Below are 14320 nucleotides of genomic sequence, written 5' to 3' on the forward strand. Positions count from 1 at the left end.
ACTGTTTTTATTTACCATAATTTGAGGTCTTATTGATACCCCCTATCGTATGAAGTCTTGATTATCAGTTTACAATAAAATAATATTAATTAATATTGATTACATTTTTAGGAAGTTAAACTATGGCAAGAGGTCTGTTTTGGTTATCGTTATTAGTTGTCTTTTTTATCTTAGCTTGGAGTGGTTGGAATGAATATCAAAAGTTAGAAGCTTATCGTCAATGGGCTGAAAATTTTGATCAAGCTAAATATGATATTTATGCCATTATTGGTGTTAAAGGTAAAGAAATTACTTGGGGTAAGCCTAGTCGTTCTATTCCTAATACTTTACCTAAATTTTTGTTAACTGATGTTGACAAAATAGAATTATTAGTCAATGATAAATCTGTTGATTTAGGTAACTTACCCAATAAAGGTAAACCTATTATACAGTTTAATTTTATCAATAAAGATCAATCTTCAATTAAAATTCCTTTTACTGAAATTGATTTAGCAGCTAAGTGGGTCAAGTATTTAGATAATTTAACAAAAGTTTAACGTCTAACTTCATTAATGTGGTGTGTTTTCCATGAGTTTAAAATCAATTATTATCTTTTTAAGTTTAACTTGCTTATTTATCGGTTGCACTAACCCAAAACAAGGAATCAATCAGGCTGAAAATAATTGCCCATCTTCTCCAGGATCACCTCCTAAGTTTAAGGTAAAAAACGAGGGAGATTTTTTTGAGAAATTAAAAACATTAAATATCGAAGTTTCTAAGAATATAATAACCTTTCAAACACAAGACTATGATTTTGTTTTTTGCAATAGTGATAATACTTTCATTACAAAAAGAGGAACTTATCAACCTGAAGAAAAGCCAGCAAAAAATTATGAAGAAGCCATTGAAGAATTAAATAATCCTTCCTATAAAATTATTAATTGGCAAGATAAAACCTATCAGTATCGAGTTATTCTTGATCCTAATCCCTTTCCTGATTTTGAGGTTGAATCTGAAAAAGTTATCTTAGAATTAATTACCCCAGAAGCAGAAAAACCGCAAAAACATATTTTATATACATTAGAACAGGTGAAAAAGCAGCAAGCTGGCATTCAATTAGGTGTACCAGAAGTTACTGCTAGTGTCATTAATAATAATCAATTTTATTGGTCGGTTTCTTCAGAACAAGGAGAAGGGAACGGTGGAATTGCTACTATTGTTAACTACGATCCACAAGAGAATTCAATCAATCTTATTCAGCCTTCTCAAATCGCACAGCAACAAATTAATGACTTAAAAATTAGTAATAATACCGATACTACATTCTGGTTAGCCACTCAAATCAGTGGAGAAGGGAACCCTTATTTACCAGGAATGGGACTAATTTCTTATAATACTAAAAGTAAATCATTAAAGTCTTATCATGCTCGAAATAGTAAATTAGTTGGAATGATTCCTTATAAATTAACGATAGAAGAAGACAAGATTTGGGTAGCAACTGGTAATGGAATATGTCAAATAAAATGGCAAGAAATAGACCAAGAAAATAGTTGGAAATGTTGGGAATTTAAGTTACAAGCTGAAATTCCCTCAGGAGGATTAGAAGTTTATCAAAGTTTATTAAGTTCTACTTCATCAACCACTATAAATACTGATGAAAACAATAAAATAATTGAGGTTTTATGGTGGTCACCTCAAGATTATGAAGCAGATAAAGGTCGTTATGAAGTGGTTTATAATACTCCTTTTTCAGTGACTTTAGATGATAAAGGAGCAATGAACTGGAAAGAAATATATGATAAAGAATACAAAGTGCATTCATGGGAAGCAATGGTTTATTGGCCGGGAAAAGATTGGTTATGGAATGGGAATAGGTTTATTCGTCCTTTTGATGGAGTATCGTTAAATTATTTTGGAGGTGGGCCTGGAGGTATTAGTAGCTGGAAAAACCCCGAAAAACAACGCCCTGAAATTTATGCCATCAGAGGTGATTTAGATTTAATAAACCTTACTAAAAATTCTACCAATGTTAAATATTATTCAGGATGGGTTGAGGATAGTTTATTAGACCCATACCTCACGATAGTTCCTACTGAAAAATTAACAAATATTAAACCTAATCCTTTGAAAAAATTCCCGAAAGATTAGCGTTTTTTGAACAGCTAGGTCAAAATATTAACACCTATAAACTATTTTGAAAGTCTATAATAAGTTTATACATCGCTAACATTAAATATAATTGCGAATTTCTAATTAACAGGTTACTTACAAACAAAAAAAATTAGATCAAAGAAGACGAAATATTTAATTAGTTGCTTGAAATCAGTTCAATTTTAGTAGGGTTAAATTTTGTAACAGTCAAAAATTCTCTTTTAATGGCATGAACTAAACTATAGGTAAGACAAAAATTAGTCTTGAGAAAGCATCTTTTGTCAATGGGAAGTGAGTTGGAAGATAATTAAAGTAGTAATCACTAATAAGAAAGATTAACACACCTGCCATTGAGAGAAGTAGAAACTCAATAATTGATCAACAAATAGGGGTTTCAAACATGGTTAATCTTAATACATTGAGAACAGTTTTTTTTCATCCTTCTCAACCCAATCTATCCTTATCTTCTCAACCTAGTTATTCAGGAAATACCACATTAGAAAAAGATAGCGAAGAAGCCATTATTCGTCCTACCTATGGGTTAGAAGACCTAGGACTTTATAATATTGGTCGGGTTTATCGTAATTTACCCATTGCTCAATTAGTTGAACACGCTTTAATTCGGGGAGAAGGTACTTTAGTTGATAATGGTGCTTTATTAGTAGAAACGGGTCAATATACGGGTCGTTCTCCTAAAGATCGCTTTATTGTTAAAGAGTCCAGTAGTGAACAAGAAATTGACTGGAATCAGCATAATGTTCCCATTTCTGAAGCCAAATTCAATCAACTCTATCAAAAAGTTATTGCCTATCTGCAAGGAAGAGATATTTATATTTTTGATGGTTATATCGGAGCCGATACCAATTATCGTTGTGGGGTGCGTATTGTTAACGAATTAGCCTCCCAAAACCTTTTTGTTCATCAATTATTTATTCGACCCTCACCCGAAGAATTAAACAATCATCAAGCAGATTTTACCGTTATCGCTATCCCTGGATTACATGGTGATCCCGAAAATGATGATATTCGTAGCGAAGCCTTTATTGTAGTTCATTTACAAAAAAGATTAGTCATTATTGGCGGTTCTCGTTACTCAGGAGAGATAAAAAAATCCGTTTTTTTAATGATGAATTATTTCATGACCAAGCGGAATGTTTTACCCATGCACGGTGCAGCTAATATTGATAAACGGGGTCATACTAACCTCTTTTTTGGCCTATCAGGAACTGGAAAAACCACGCTTTCTGCTGACCCAGATTGTCATTTAATTGGGGATGATGAACATGGTTGGTCAGAGTCCGGAATTTTCAATTTTGAAGGGGGATGTTACGCTAAAACCATCCGATTATCCCAAGAACACGAACCGCAAATATGGGCTGCCATTAAGTTTGGAACACTCTTAGAGAACGTTATTGTTGACCCCGAAACCCAAATTCCTGACTATGATGATGGTCGGTTAACGGAAAACACCCGCGCTGCTTATCCCTTGCGCTACATTCCCAACTGTTGCCCTTCTGCGAGGGGAAACCATCCGAAAACCATCTTTTTCTTAACCGCCGATGCGTTTGGGGTGTTACCTCCCATCGCCAAATTGACCAAAGAACAGGCCATGTATCATTTCTTGGCCGGATACACCAGTAAACTGGCCGGAACGGAACGGGATATTACCGCCCCTCAAGCCACCTTTTCTGCTTGTTTTGGTCAATGTTTCTTTCCATTATCCCCGACCGTTTATGCCAAGATGTTAGGAAAACGACTCGATCAACATCATGAAACTAACGTTTTCCTAATTAATACTGGTTGGTCTGGTGGTCCTTATGGAGTCGGTCATCGTATTTCCATTAAGCATACGAGAGCTATGGTTACAGCAGCTTTAAACGGACAATTAGATTGTGTTAATTATCATCCCCATCCCATTTTTAAAGTTTTAGTCCCTGAAAAAGTCACAGGGGTTCCCCATCGTATTCTCGATCCCCAAAATACTTGGGATGATGTCGAAGCTTATCAACAACAAGCTATCGAATTAGCCCATCGTTTTGAGGTTAATTTTAAACAATTTCACGATGTTCCGGCTGAAATTATGTCTGCTGGTCCCGTGGTTAGATAAACTGATAGCACCCGTTATTTATATCTAAGCGATCGCTATTTTTAGGTGTGAATGATAACAGGCGATCGCTCAATACTGTGGTGCAAAGGAACACGCACCAAGAATTTTCATTTTTAGTATCAGTGGAAAACTCCTGTAATCTTAAGGACTTTGTAATAGTAAAGGCAATTTATCCTCTCCCCCGCCAATAATAATCACCTTAGAGTTTTCAGACTCCGCTAATTTTTGGGTAGCTTCTATGGCTTTTAATTTAATTAATTGTTCTGTTAACCCTTGAGATAATAATCGTTGTGAGTCGGCTACCCCTTGGGCTTCAATTTTTTTCCGAGTGGCTTCCTGTTGCGCCTTTTCTAATTCAAATGCGATCGCTTGTCGTTCTTTTTCATTGATAAACTCTTGTTTTTGACTGGCTTGTTCGGCTTCTAATTTTTCTTCGATGGCTTTTTGAATTGTTTGCGGTAAGATGACATTTCTTAATAGGCTTTCATCCACAATAAACCCCAAAGGTTTTAAACTTGTATTGAGTTCATTTCTTAATTTGTCAGCGACAATCACTCTTTTTTCCCCATAAATATCTCTTGCATCGTAACTAGCCGTAATTTGGCGAATAATTGAGCGAAAACGAGGAATTAAAATTTCTTCTTCTTCTGTACCAATGGTTTTATAAACCGTAGACGCTTGTTGAGGATTAATTTTATATTGTAAACTTACATCTAATTTTAGATTTAACCCTTCTCTTGAAGTTGCATCAACTGTTTCTTTTATATCTTGTAAACGAGTGGAAAATTTGGTTACTTTTGCCAAAGGACTAATCCAATGTATCCCAGAGGTTAAAGGTTGATCTTGAACATTACCAAAAATTTCTACGACTCCTACCTCTCCAGCAGGAAGAACGACTAAAAAGCGGAATATAATATGATAAATAGAGGAAAAAGCTGCCAAACATCCAATTAAAAAAGCAATGTTTTTTACTTTTTTTTGATGAACTGCTCCTCCTAAACTAGGATTTTGAAAGGCAATTAAAAAAGCCACTAAAGCCGTAATAAGAGACAAAATAACAGACATTTTAAGCCCAATAGATAAACAATATCTTTGTTTTCGTAAACTAGCAAAATATCGGGAGATCATCACGATGTCAGGTTCAACTTCGATCTAAACTTTAGCTCCCCCTGGAAGGAATTTATGGGAAGAATAGGCAATCCTAGATAGCCCACAAATACCTATTTGATGACAGTAAAACGTTGCTTTTATTGTTGTTTATAGTTTACACGATAATACATTGAGTCAAAAATTAAAATTTTATAACAACATAAATTATAATACTTCACTAAAGAGATTTTATAGATTCAGAAAAAATTTTACAATTGTTCAACGTCTTTTTCAATTGTTTGTTGATTGGCAATTGTTCAATCTTCCTAATTTTAAAAACTATAATGCTTTTTTACGATTCATTTAGACTGACGATAAAGCTGTTTTTTCCTAGTATTTTTAGGCAGTTAATCAGAAATTTCACACCTAAGTAAACCCATTAAGCCATAAAACACACTTTCTTAGGGTTATTTTTGTAGAGTTTACGGTTTAATAGAGATTAGGAAAATTTAGAATATTGAGAGGAGTTAATCAAAAACAGTGTTTGTACTCAATGGTTACGAATATGTCTTGGGTTTTCTACTCGCTTGTAGTTTAATCCCCATTCTCGCCTTAACCGCCTCCAAAATTTTACGGCCTAGTGGTGGTGGACCAGAAAGACGCACCACTTATGAGTCAGGAATGGAACCCATTGGCGGGGCTTGGATTCAATTCAATATCCGTTATTATATGTTCGCCCTCGTCTTCGTAGTATTCGACGTAGAAACTGTCTTTCTCTATCCCTGGGCTGTTGCCTTTAGTCGCTTAGGTTTATTAGCCTTTGTCGAAGCTTTGATCTTTATTGCCATTTTAGTCGTCGCCCTGGTTTATGCCTGGCGGAAAGGCGCGTTAGAATGGTCATAAAACTTAGCAATTATTATCAATCGACGATTGTAGTTAATCATTGAATCTCTTATGAGTCCGAACCCAACCTCCGATCTATCCGCCCTTGAGCAGTTGCAAAAGGAAAAAATCCTTAATCCGGCTGCTCGTGGCCAAGTTACTCAAGATTTGTCAGAAAATATCATCTTAACCACCGTAGACGATCTGCATAACTGGGCAAGATTATCCAGTTTGTGGCCTTTGTTATACGGAACCGCTTGCTGTTTCATCGAATTTGCAGCCCTTATCGGCTCTCGCTTCGATTTTGACCGTTTTGGTCTCGTTCCTCGTTCTAGTCCCCGACAAGCGGATTTAATCATCACGGCAGGAACCATTACGATGAAGATGGCTCCAGCTTTGGTGCGTCTTTATGAAGAAATGCCTGACCCTAAATATGTTATCGCAATGGGTGCTTGTACCATCACCGGTGGAATGTTTAGCAGCGACTCCACAACCGCCGTTAGAGGTGTCGACAAACTAATTCCCGTCGATGTTTATATTCCAGGTTGCCCTCCCCGTCCTGAAGCCATTTTTGACGCTATCATCAAACTGCGTAAAAAAGTCTCCAATGAGACGATCCAAGAACGGTCTAAGGTAATGGAACAAACTCACCGTTACTATAGTACCCCCCACAACATGAAAGCGGTTTCCCCCATTTTGACTGGGAAATATTTGGCAACCCCTACCCGTCAAGCTGCTCCCAAAGAATTGACAGAAGCGATCGGCATGGAAGTTCCCCCCGCTTTAGCATCTCAAAAACAGAAAGAGGAAGCATAATATGGTTGATGAAAATACACAAGATAACGCCCCAGAACAAGAAGAAGAAAGTGCGATCGTACAAGCTGGCCCAGTTTCAAGTTGGTTAACGGAAAATGGATTTGATCATGACTTACTTGAACCGGATCATCTAGGGATAGAGTTAATTAAAGTTTCCCCCGACTTTTTGATCCCCCTCTGTACTGCATTGTACGCCTACGGATTTAATTATTTACAATGTCAGGGTGCTTATGATCTTGGTCCTGGAAAAGAACTGGTTAGCTTCTATCATTTGATCAAAGTGAGCGATAACTGCGATCAAGCTGAAGAAGTTCGCATTAAAGTCTTTTTATCCAGAGATAACCCCCATGTTCCTTCGGTTTACTGGATCTGGAAATCGGCAGATTGGCAAGAACGGGAAAGCTATGATATGTATGGCATTGTCTATGATGGTCATCCCGATCTTAAACGCATTTTGATGCCAGAAGATTGGGTGGGTTGGCCCTTACGAAAAGATTATGTTTCTCCCGATTTTTACGAGTTACAAGACGCTTATTAAACAATGAACAGTTATCAGTGACCAGTGACCAAAAACTGATAACAATTCCTTAAGACTCCGTAATATTTCCCCTCAAATCAGTTAGTTTGGGGGGCTTTTTTAATAACCATACCCGAACTGTCCCGTACCATTAGACCCAAAAATCGCTGTAAGGCTTTCGGCGATTTCTCTATGGGGAAGTTCAGCTAATTATACGTTCAGTCGGGCAATACTCAACATACAAGTTCACTTATTTAAGAATTCTTATTGATAAAATTCCATTCTCCATTTTACTTGTTACATTGACTGCGGTTGGTAAATTAGTATTTACTTGTACAGGTGAAATTTGCTTTCTTCCTCTCGTGCCTTTTATCGTGGCAGTATAATACCAATTATCATCTCTAAGATTAGTATTAGCACTTGTATGTCTAATATCAGTGAAAGTTGTTTGACCTGAAGTACCAGATATATTAAAAGTTTCTTTTGGCAGTGAAATTCTTTCTCTCTTTTCTGGAATTATAGTTCGTCGGCGTCCTATCAAGGTTAGATCATACTCATGCCATCCACGACCGTTACAATCTTTATATAAAATAGCTCCAAAAGGCCCTCTTACAGTCGTATAACCGCATCCTTTAAGTCGTGTACGAACAACAGCCCTATTCCCCTGAAAGTCAATTCCCTCAAGAGAAGTTCCACAATTAGCTGAGATTTCTGTAAAAGTTTTATCAATAATTTCCCATCCTTTTTCTATCAAAAAATCTCTTCTTATAGTTTCATTAACACCACAGTTCTCATCTATTACTTTTGTTCTTCGTTGAGGAAAATTTTGTATATCTTCTTTTACCTCTTCAGGTGTAATCTTTTCATAATTTCCCTCTATATAACCCTCAATATTATACTTAACTTGAGGTGTTAACTTTACACTTGTTTGTAAAGGACTATTAATTATTGAATCTCTAGCCCAACAAACAACAGGTATTACAGTAGTTTTATATAGAGTAAGACTAATAGATAATAACTTGCTATCATCCAAATTATTTAGTATTTTTTCAGGAATTGCAATTGCTATTTCATTATTATTTCTAGCTATAATATTTGTCTCAATTCCATCAACTTTAACTTTAGATTCAGATCCTATATCTAAAAAATTTCCTCTAATTTTTACAAATGGATCATCATTATTTACAATCACTTCATCAGGTTCTATATAAACTATACGAGGTATTTTATTTCGACAAGGTAATGAATATAAACTATTATAAGCTGCAATATCTCCTTCAAAAATGGCTCGTCGAGCTTCCTTTCCAGCCCCCTTAATTATGGCTTCTGTAGCATTTTCATTTTCCTGTATAACTCTTCCTATATCTTCAAAAACCTTCTTCTCAGTTTCATTTAATTGTCGAATTGTTTTATCTAAACGATTACCAAAAGTTTTGTCAATTTCTTTAATAACTTTATTAGCATTATTTTCTAGCGAATCCCCAACTTCTCTAAATTCACCTCCAGCATCTTTTATAACAGAACTTAATCTTTCTAAAGAATCCAATAAAAGCTTTCTAATTTCTGCTATGCTTATATCCCCAAGTAAAATATTCTGTAAGATGCCTGGAGACTGAGCATAAGTTCCTGCTGTATGTAGGTGAAAAGGAAATATAAATGAAGAAGAAAAAATTATTATAAGTGTTGTAAATATAATCATAGCTATATTTTTAAATTTTCTCCTAAACAATTTTTTCATTTTCCTTAGTTATGCTTCAATATCTTTGAATATTCACCAAAAAGACTATCACAAGTTTTTTGTTAGCAATTTACTTTATTAATAAAACTTAACCCATGATTATAATCATACATCCTGCATTATTTTTTGTTCGTTTACTATCACAACGCCATTTTGAATATATGTATATAATTATACATATATACCGAATATGTATGTAGCCAGGGGACTCTCCAAGACTTGATAAAATAGAGAATTGTTCTTGATTTTTTTCAAAAACAAGTCATCAGTTCTTTGCTCATAGCTGTATCTCCTTCGTGTTCCCTGTTTCCCTTCTCAATTGTGCAATTTATTTTGTGTACTTAGTTCTGTACTTGGTTAATTTTTTTCCTAAGTCTAAATCAAAATATCCTTTATTATTAATATCGCCCTTGATAATTTTAAAAGTATTGTTCGGTTCTCCTAGATGATTTAAAACCAAACTAGCTAAAGAAAAATCTTGATTTTTGGTGTAATCATGTAAAGTGACAACTGTTTTTAAACCAGCATCCGAAGCAGCTTGTAACCCATGAAAAGAATCCTCAAATACTAAACATTCATCAGGGGATAACTTCATCTCATTTAACACATATTTATAAATATCAGGAGCGGGTTTTTTATTCGGAACAATATCCCCGGCTGCGATCACTTCAAACCACTCAGGATTTAAGTGTTTTTCAATTAACGCTAAGGCATTCGGTAACGCGCTAGTAGTTGCGATCGCTAATTTTATTCCCTTCTGGTGAGCCTCTTCAATTAGTCTTTTTACTCCTAAGCGTAATTGAATTTCTCCTGATGATAATAAGTTCCGATAATGGTTCGTTTTTGCTTGATGAAGTTGAGGAATTAAACTGTCCAAATCTTCTATAAGATCAGGATTATATTGTTGTAAATAATATCGAATCCTTTCTTTTCCCCCAGAAATTTCCAGTAACTCTCCGTAGACGGTTTCTGACCAATTCCAGTTTAAATTCACCTCAGCAAAAGCCCGATTAAACGCAATTCTATGGCCATCCCTTTCCGTTTCTGCTAAGGTTCCGTCCACATCAAAAATTAAAGCTTTTAACTCTCTCATAATCAACTGGTTGAACGTATTAAATAGATTAATTAGATTAATATTTTCTCCCCACACTCCCCACTCCCTGCTCCCTCTGCCTCCTCTGCCTCCTCTGCCTCCTCTGCCTCCTCTACTCCCCACTGCCAAATTAACCTAGTCCTTCAACCACAGGATGGAAATAAAAGGCTAACCCAATTACCGCATAAGTTGCTAATAATAAAGTACCTTCTAACCAATTAGAACGGCCATCCGAACTAATAGAATTCGTAATTAAAACAGCCACAGCTACAGCTACTAATTCAAAGGGATTAAAATCTAAATCCATCGGTTGTCCTAATAACCAACCCGCAATAACTAAAACCGGAGCAACAAATAAAGCAATTTGTAAACTAGAACCCACTGCCACCGACAGCGATAAATCCATTTTATTTTTCATCGCTACCGTAACTGCCGTAGCGTGTTCTGCTGCATTGCCGATAATGGGTAATAAAATCACACCCGTAAACAAAGCAGTTAACCCTAAAGATGAAGTAGCTTCTTCTAGGGAATTAACCAATAATTCAGATTCAATGGCAACCCCAAGGGTCACTAATAAAAGGATGGTAATCCATTTCGTCAAATTAACATTTGCTCCATCTTCTTCGGCAGATTCATCTTCTGCTGCTATGCCAACTTCATATAAATAAGCATGGGTTTTCATTGAAAACAGTAAAGTTAACCCATAAACCAAAATTAAAACAACCGCCACAGCAACAGATAAATTCTGTAAGGTTTGTTCTTCAATGCCACTCGACGTATATTGTACCGCCGTCGGTAATAAAATAGCGATCACCGCTAGATTCATTAAAGACGCATTAACATTGGCTGCTAAGGATTGAAATTTTTGTTCTTTGTAGCGCAAACCACCCAATAACATAGCAAAGCCCATCACTAACAATAAATTACCAACAATTGAACCGGTAATGGTTGCTTTAACCACACCAATTAACCCTTCGTTTAACGCTACTAAAGCTAAAATTAATTCTGTGGCATTACCAAAAGTGGCATTTAATAACCCTCCTAAGTTCGGGCCGACAACAACAGCAATTTCTTCTGTCGCCTGACCCATAAAAGCAGCTAACGGCACAATGGCTAAACCGGCTGTGATAAAGGTAATCGAAGCTCCCCATTCTAAGTATTCAGAGGCAATAGATAAAGGGATAAAAACTAACAAAATCGACAGAATCGCACTTTTATTGAACATAATAATACTCATCAATGGGCTAAGGTTCTTAAATCCCTTTTTTAGTTTAGGTGATCAATGAACTTGACATATTCTCTTAATGTAAAGTTATATGATAAAACGATTACAACACTTTTAGAGTTTAACCATGAGTCAAGCCAACCGCCAGCCAACTCGAGATAAACACAAAAAACCAATGCCTGTTGTAGTGTACGAACCCAACAGTCGCGTCAGGCACCCTATCCAGCTATTACAAGAAATGTGGTACGATTTGCTCGCTTCTCGTGAATTAGCATGGCAATTATTTCAACGAGACATTCAATCTCAATATCGTCAGTCTTTACTGGGTGTACTTTGGATTTTTATTCCCCCTTTAGTCACCGCAGTGGGTTTAACTTTCCTCAGAGAAGCCAAAGTCTTGAACTTAGGAGAAACTCCTATTCCTTACCCTGTTTATGTGGCTCTGAGTATGACTCTTTGGCAAACTTTTCTCCAGACTTTTAATAATACGATGGGAGCAGCCCGAAGTGCTAAATCAATGTTGATGAAATTAAATGTACCTCCCGAAGCGTTTGTTATCTCAAAAATCGCACAAACTTTATTTAATTTTCTCATTCAACTAATTCCTATTTTTTTCCTGTTTGTTTGGTTTAAAGTAGGAGTAACTTGGACAATTCTTATCGCTCCAGTTGCTTTCATTCATTTGATTTTATTTGGAACAGGACTGGGATTAATCTTAAGTCCATTTTCTTGTCTTTATGGTGATGTGAATAAAGCAATTGGTTTTGTGACTCGGATCTGGTTATTTGTGACTCCTGTAATCTATCCTCAACCCAGGGAGGGATTATGGTCGATTTTGGTGAAAATTAACCCTGTAACTCCTTTACTGGTAACCACAAGAGATTTAGCTACCACTGGAGAAATTTCTAATGCAGCAGGTTTTTGGATTGCTAGTGCTGTGGCTATTATCATGACATTGGTCGGATGGATGTTTTATCGCCTATCTTTACCCTTTTTAGTGGAAAGAGCTTAATTAATTATTGGGATGAATTGAAAAATGTCTCATGGTTATAACATCACTTGAATCAGAAAAAATTGAGAAACGACTTGAAAAAAATCAAACTTACAAAGCCCATTTTTAGTATAATTGCTTGATGAGTTGCCCTTAAATAAATTATTATTAAGAAGCCCAAAACAAAGCATCACACCACTAACTGGTGAGATGTCAAAAATTAAGTATAAAAAATCCTGCCTCTAAACATAGCAAGGTCGGGATATCAATCCATCAAATATTGACTACAGGAAAAATTTTGTGACAGTCAGAGTGCGTATCGCCCCTAGTCCAACAGGGAATTTACACATAGGAACCGCCAGAACCGCCGTTTTTAACTGGTTATTTGCTCATCATCACCACGGCAAGTTTATTCTTAGAGTTGAAGATACCGATCAAGAGCGATCGCGTCAAGAATATACGGACAATATTCAATCAGGACTGGCCTGGTTAGGTTTAACCTGGGACGAAGGTCCCTTTTTTCAAACCCAACGTCTCGCTCTTTATCGTCAAGGGATTCAAACTTTGCTAGACAAAGGCTTTGCTTATCGTTGTTATTGTACCCCAGAGGAATTAGAACAGATGCGAGAGGCTCAAAAAGCCAAAAATCAAGCCCCTCGCTATGATAACCGTCATCGTCATCTCACCGAAGAACAACGCCAAGCTTTTGAAGCAGAAGGGAGAAAACCCGTCATCCGTTTTATTATTGATGATGATCGCGAAATTGTTTGGCACGATCTCATCCGAGGCAAAATGACCTGGAAAGGTAGCGATCTTGGTGGGGATATGGTCATCGCTCGTGTTGCTGATGATCCTGATCAACCGTTCGGACAACCTCTCTACAATTTAGCAGTGGTCGTTGATGATATGGATATGAAGATCACCCACGTTATTCGAGGTGAAGATCATATCGCTAATACTGCTAAACAAATTCTTTTGTACGAAGCACTTGGGGAAACAGTGCCAGAGTTTGCCCACACCCCCCTAATTTTGAACCAGGAAGGGCGTAAATTGTCCAAACGAGATGGGGTGACTTCTATTGATGATTTTCGGAAAATGGGTTTTTTACCCGAAGCTCTCGCTAACTATATGACTCTCTTGGGATGGACTGCCCCAGACTCAACTCAAGAGATTTTTACTTTGACTGAAGCAGCGCAACAGTTTAGCTTAGAACGGGTTAATAAGGCTGGTGCTAAGTTTGATTGGGATAAACTTGATTGGATTAATAGCCAATATTTACACAAAATGTCAGGGACTGAATTAGTGGATTTATTGGTTCCTTATTGGCAAGAGGCAGGTTATCCTATCAATGTAGACAGCGATCGCCCCTGGTTAGAAAAAATGGCTACTCTTATTGGGCCTAGTCTTACTCGTTTAAGTGACGCAGCTAAAGAAAGTGTCTTATTATTCGGAGAAACAGTAGATTATAGTGAAGAAGCTATAGCCCAAATGAAACAAGAAGGGGTTAAAGAGCTTTTACAAGCTGTTTTAGACAAGATTGAAGTCTCTTCTCAATTAACTGAAGATGAGGCTAAAGATACCATCAAACAAGTGACAAAACCTTTAAAGTGAAGAAAGGGTTAGTCATGCGATCGCTTCGTGCCGGTCTATGGGAGATTACACGGACTGATTAATTCATCTTGGTTCTATGATGACAAGATGGGATAAAGTCGTTGAGTCACGGTTGAGTTAT

Annotated in this window: 12 protein-coding genes; 8 read left to right on the forward strand and 4 right to left on the reverse strand. The window is 36.5% G+C overall.

Annotated elements, in window-relative coordinates:
* Positions 1-122: 122 nt before the first annotated feature.
* The 3 genes from CY0110_RS08820 to pckA all read left to right on the forward strand — a co-directional run bounded on the left by CY0110_RS08820 (position 123) and on the right by pckA (position 4237).
* Positions 123-536, forward strand: a complete 414-nt coding sequence (locus CY0110_RS08820) for a hypothetical protein (protein WP_008275055.1) — start codon at positions 123-125, stop codon at positions 534-536.
* A 31-nt stretch (positions 537-567) separates the two neighbouring features.
* The gene (locus tag CY0110_RS08825) at positions 568-2127 is read left to right on the forward strand and encodes a hypothetical protein (protein ID WP_008275056.1); all 1560 of its coding nucleotides are present in this window, start codon (positions 568-570) and stop codon (positions 2125-2127) included.
* Positions 2128-2530: 403 nt separating this feature from the next.
* Positions 2531-4237, forward strand: a complete 1707-nt coding sequence (gene pckA, locus CY0110_RS08830; protein ID WP_008275057.1) for a phosphoenolpyruvate carboxykinase (ATP) — start codon at positions 2531-2533, stop codon at positions 4235-4237.
* Between the two features lie 141 nt (positions 4238-4378).
* Here pckA and CY0110_RS08835 read toward each other — a convergent pair whose 3' ends face one another.
* Entirely contained in the window at positions 4379-5365 is a 987-nt protein-coding gene (locus CY0110_RS08835) for a prohibitin family protein (protein ID WP_008275058.1), read from the reverse strand.
* Between the two features lie 501 nt (positions 5366-5866).
* Here CY0110_RS08835 and ndhC point away from each other — a divergent pair.
* Genes ndhC through CY0110_RS08850 form a run of 3 tightly spaced genes read left to right on the forward strand, consistent with a single transcriptional unit; the run spans position 5867 to position 7562 of the window.
* A complete protein-coding gene (gene ndhC, locus CY0110_RS08840) occupies positions 5867-6229 on the forward strand; it encodes a photosynthetic/respiratory NAD(P)H-quinone oxidoreductase subunit C (protein ID WP_008275059.1) in 363 nt (120 codons plus the stop codon).
* A gap of 51 nt (positions 6230-6280) precedes the next feature.
* Complete coding sequence (gene ndhK, locus CY0110_RS08845; protein WP_008275061.1) at positions 6281-7024, forward strand: photosynthetic/respiratory NAD(P)H-quinone oxidoreductase subunit K; 744 nt, start codon at positions 6281-6283, stop codon at positions 7022-7024.
* A 1-nt stretch (position 7025) separates the two neighbouring features.
* Positions 7026-7562, forward strand: coding sequence for an NAD(P)H-quinone oxidoreductase subunit J (locus CY0110_RS08850; protein WP_008275062.1), 537 nt, complete (start codon positions 7026-7028; stop codon positions 7560-7562).
* A 229-nt stretch (positions 7563-7791) separates the two neighbouring features.
* Here CY0110_RS08850 and CY0110_RS08855 read toward each other — a convergent pair whose 3' ends face one another.
* From CY0110_RS08855 to cax, 3 genes are all read right to left on the reverse strand, one after another.
* Positions 7792-9279, reverse strand: a complete 1488-nt coding sequence (locus tag CY0110_RS08855) for a hypothetical protein (protein ID WP_008275063.1) — start codon at positions 9277-9279, stop codon at positions 7792-7794.
* Between the two features lie 328 nt (positions 9280-9607).
* Positions 9608-10372 (reverse strand): HAD family hydrolase, encoded by a 765-nt coding sequence (locus tag CY0110_RS08860; RefSeq protein WP_035798940.1) that lies wholly within the window; start codon positions 10370-10372, stop codon positions 9608-9610.
* Between the two features lie 130 nt (positions 10373-10502).
* Positions 10503-11597 (reverse strand): calcium/proton exchanger, encoded by a 1095-nt coding sequence (gene cax / locus CY0110_RS08865; RefSeq protein WP_035798943.1) that lies wholly within the window; start codon positions 11595-11597, stop codon positions 10503-10505.
* A gap of 127 nt (positions 11598-11724) precedes the next feature.
* Here cax and CY0110_RS08870 point away from each other — a divergent pair, with 127 nt between their 5' ends.
* Positions 11725-12609 (forward strand): ABC transporter permease, encoded by an 885-nt coding sequence (locus tag CY0110_RS08870; RefSeq protein ID WP_008275066.1) that lies wholly within the window; start codon positions 11725-11727, stop codon positions 12607-12609.
* 279 nt (positions 12610-12888) lie between these two features.
* Entirely contained in the window at positions 12889-14199 is a 1311-nt protein-coding gene (gene gltX, locus CY0110_RS08875; RefSeq protein ID WP_008275067.1) for a glutamate--tRNA ligase, read from the forward strand.
* Positions 14200-14320 lie beyond the last annotated feature (121 nt).

It is taken from the genome of Crocosphaera chwakensis CCY0110 (assembly GCF_000169335.1).
GTDB lineage: Bacteria > Cyanobacteriota > Cyanobacteriia > Cyanobacteriales > Microcystaceae > Crocosphaera > Crocosphaera chwakensis.

Coding starts and splice junctions, on each gene's coding strand:
- CY0110_RS08820 (WP_008275055.1), top strand. CDS start 123: ATGGCAAGAGGTCTGTTTTGGTTATCGTTATTAGTTGTCTTTTTTATC.
- CY0110_RS08825 (WP_008275056.1), top strand. CDS start 568: ATGAGTTTAAAATCAATTATTATCTTTTTAAGTTTAACTTGCTTATTT.
- pckA (WP_008275057.1), top strand. CDS start 2,531: ATGGTTAATCTTAATACATTGAGAACAGTTTTTTTTCATCCTTCTCAA.
- CY0110_RS08835 (WP_008275058.1), bottom strand. CDS start 5,365: ATGATCTCCCGATATTTTGCTAGTTTACGAAAACAAAGATATTGTTTA.
- ndhK (WP_008275061.1), top strand. CDS start 6,281: ATGAGTCCGAACCCAACCTCCGATCTATCCGCCCTTGAGCAGTTGCAA.
- CY0110_RS08850 (WP_008275062.1), top strand. CDS start 7,026: ATGGTTGATGAAAATACACAAGATAACGCCCCAGAACAAGAAGAAGAA.
- CY0110_RS08855 (WP_008275063.1), bottom strand. CDS start 9,279: ATGAAAAAATTGTTTAGGAGAAAATTTAAAAATATAGCTATGATTATA.
- CY0110_RS08860 (WP_035798940.1), bottom strand. CDS start 10,372: ATGAGAGAGTTAAAAGCTTTAATTTTTGATGTGGACGGAACCTTAGCA.
- cax (WP_035798943.1), bottom strand. CDS start 11,597: ATGTTCAATAAAAGTGCGATTCTGTCGATTTTGTTAGTTTTTATCCCT.
- CY0110_RS08870 (WP_008275066.1), top strand. CDS start 11,725: ATGAGTCAAGCCAACCGCCAGCCAACTCGAGATAAACACAAAAAACCA.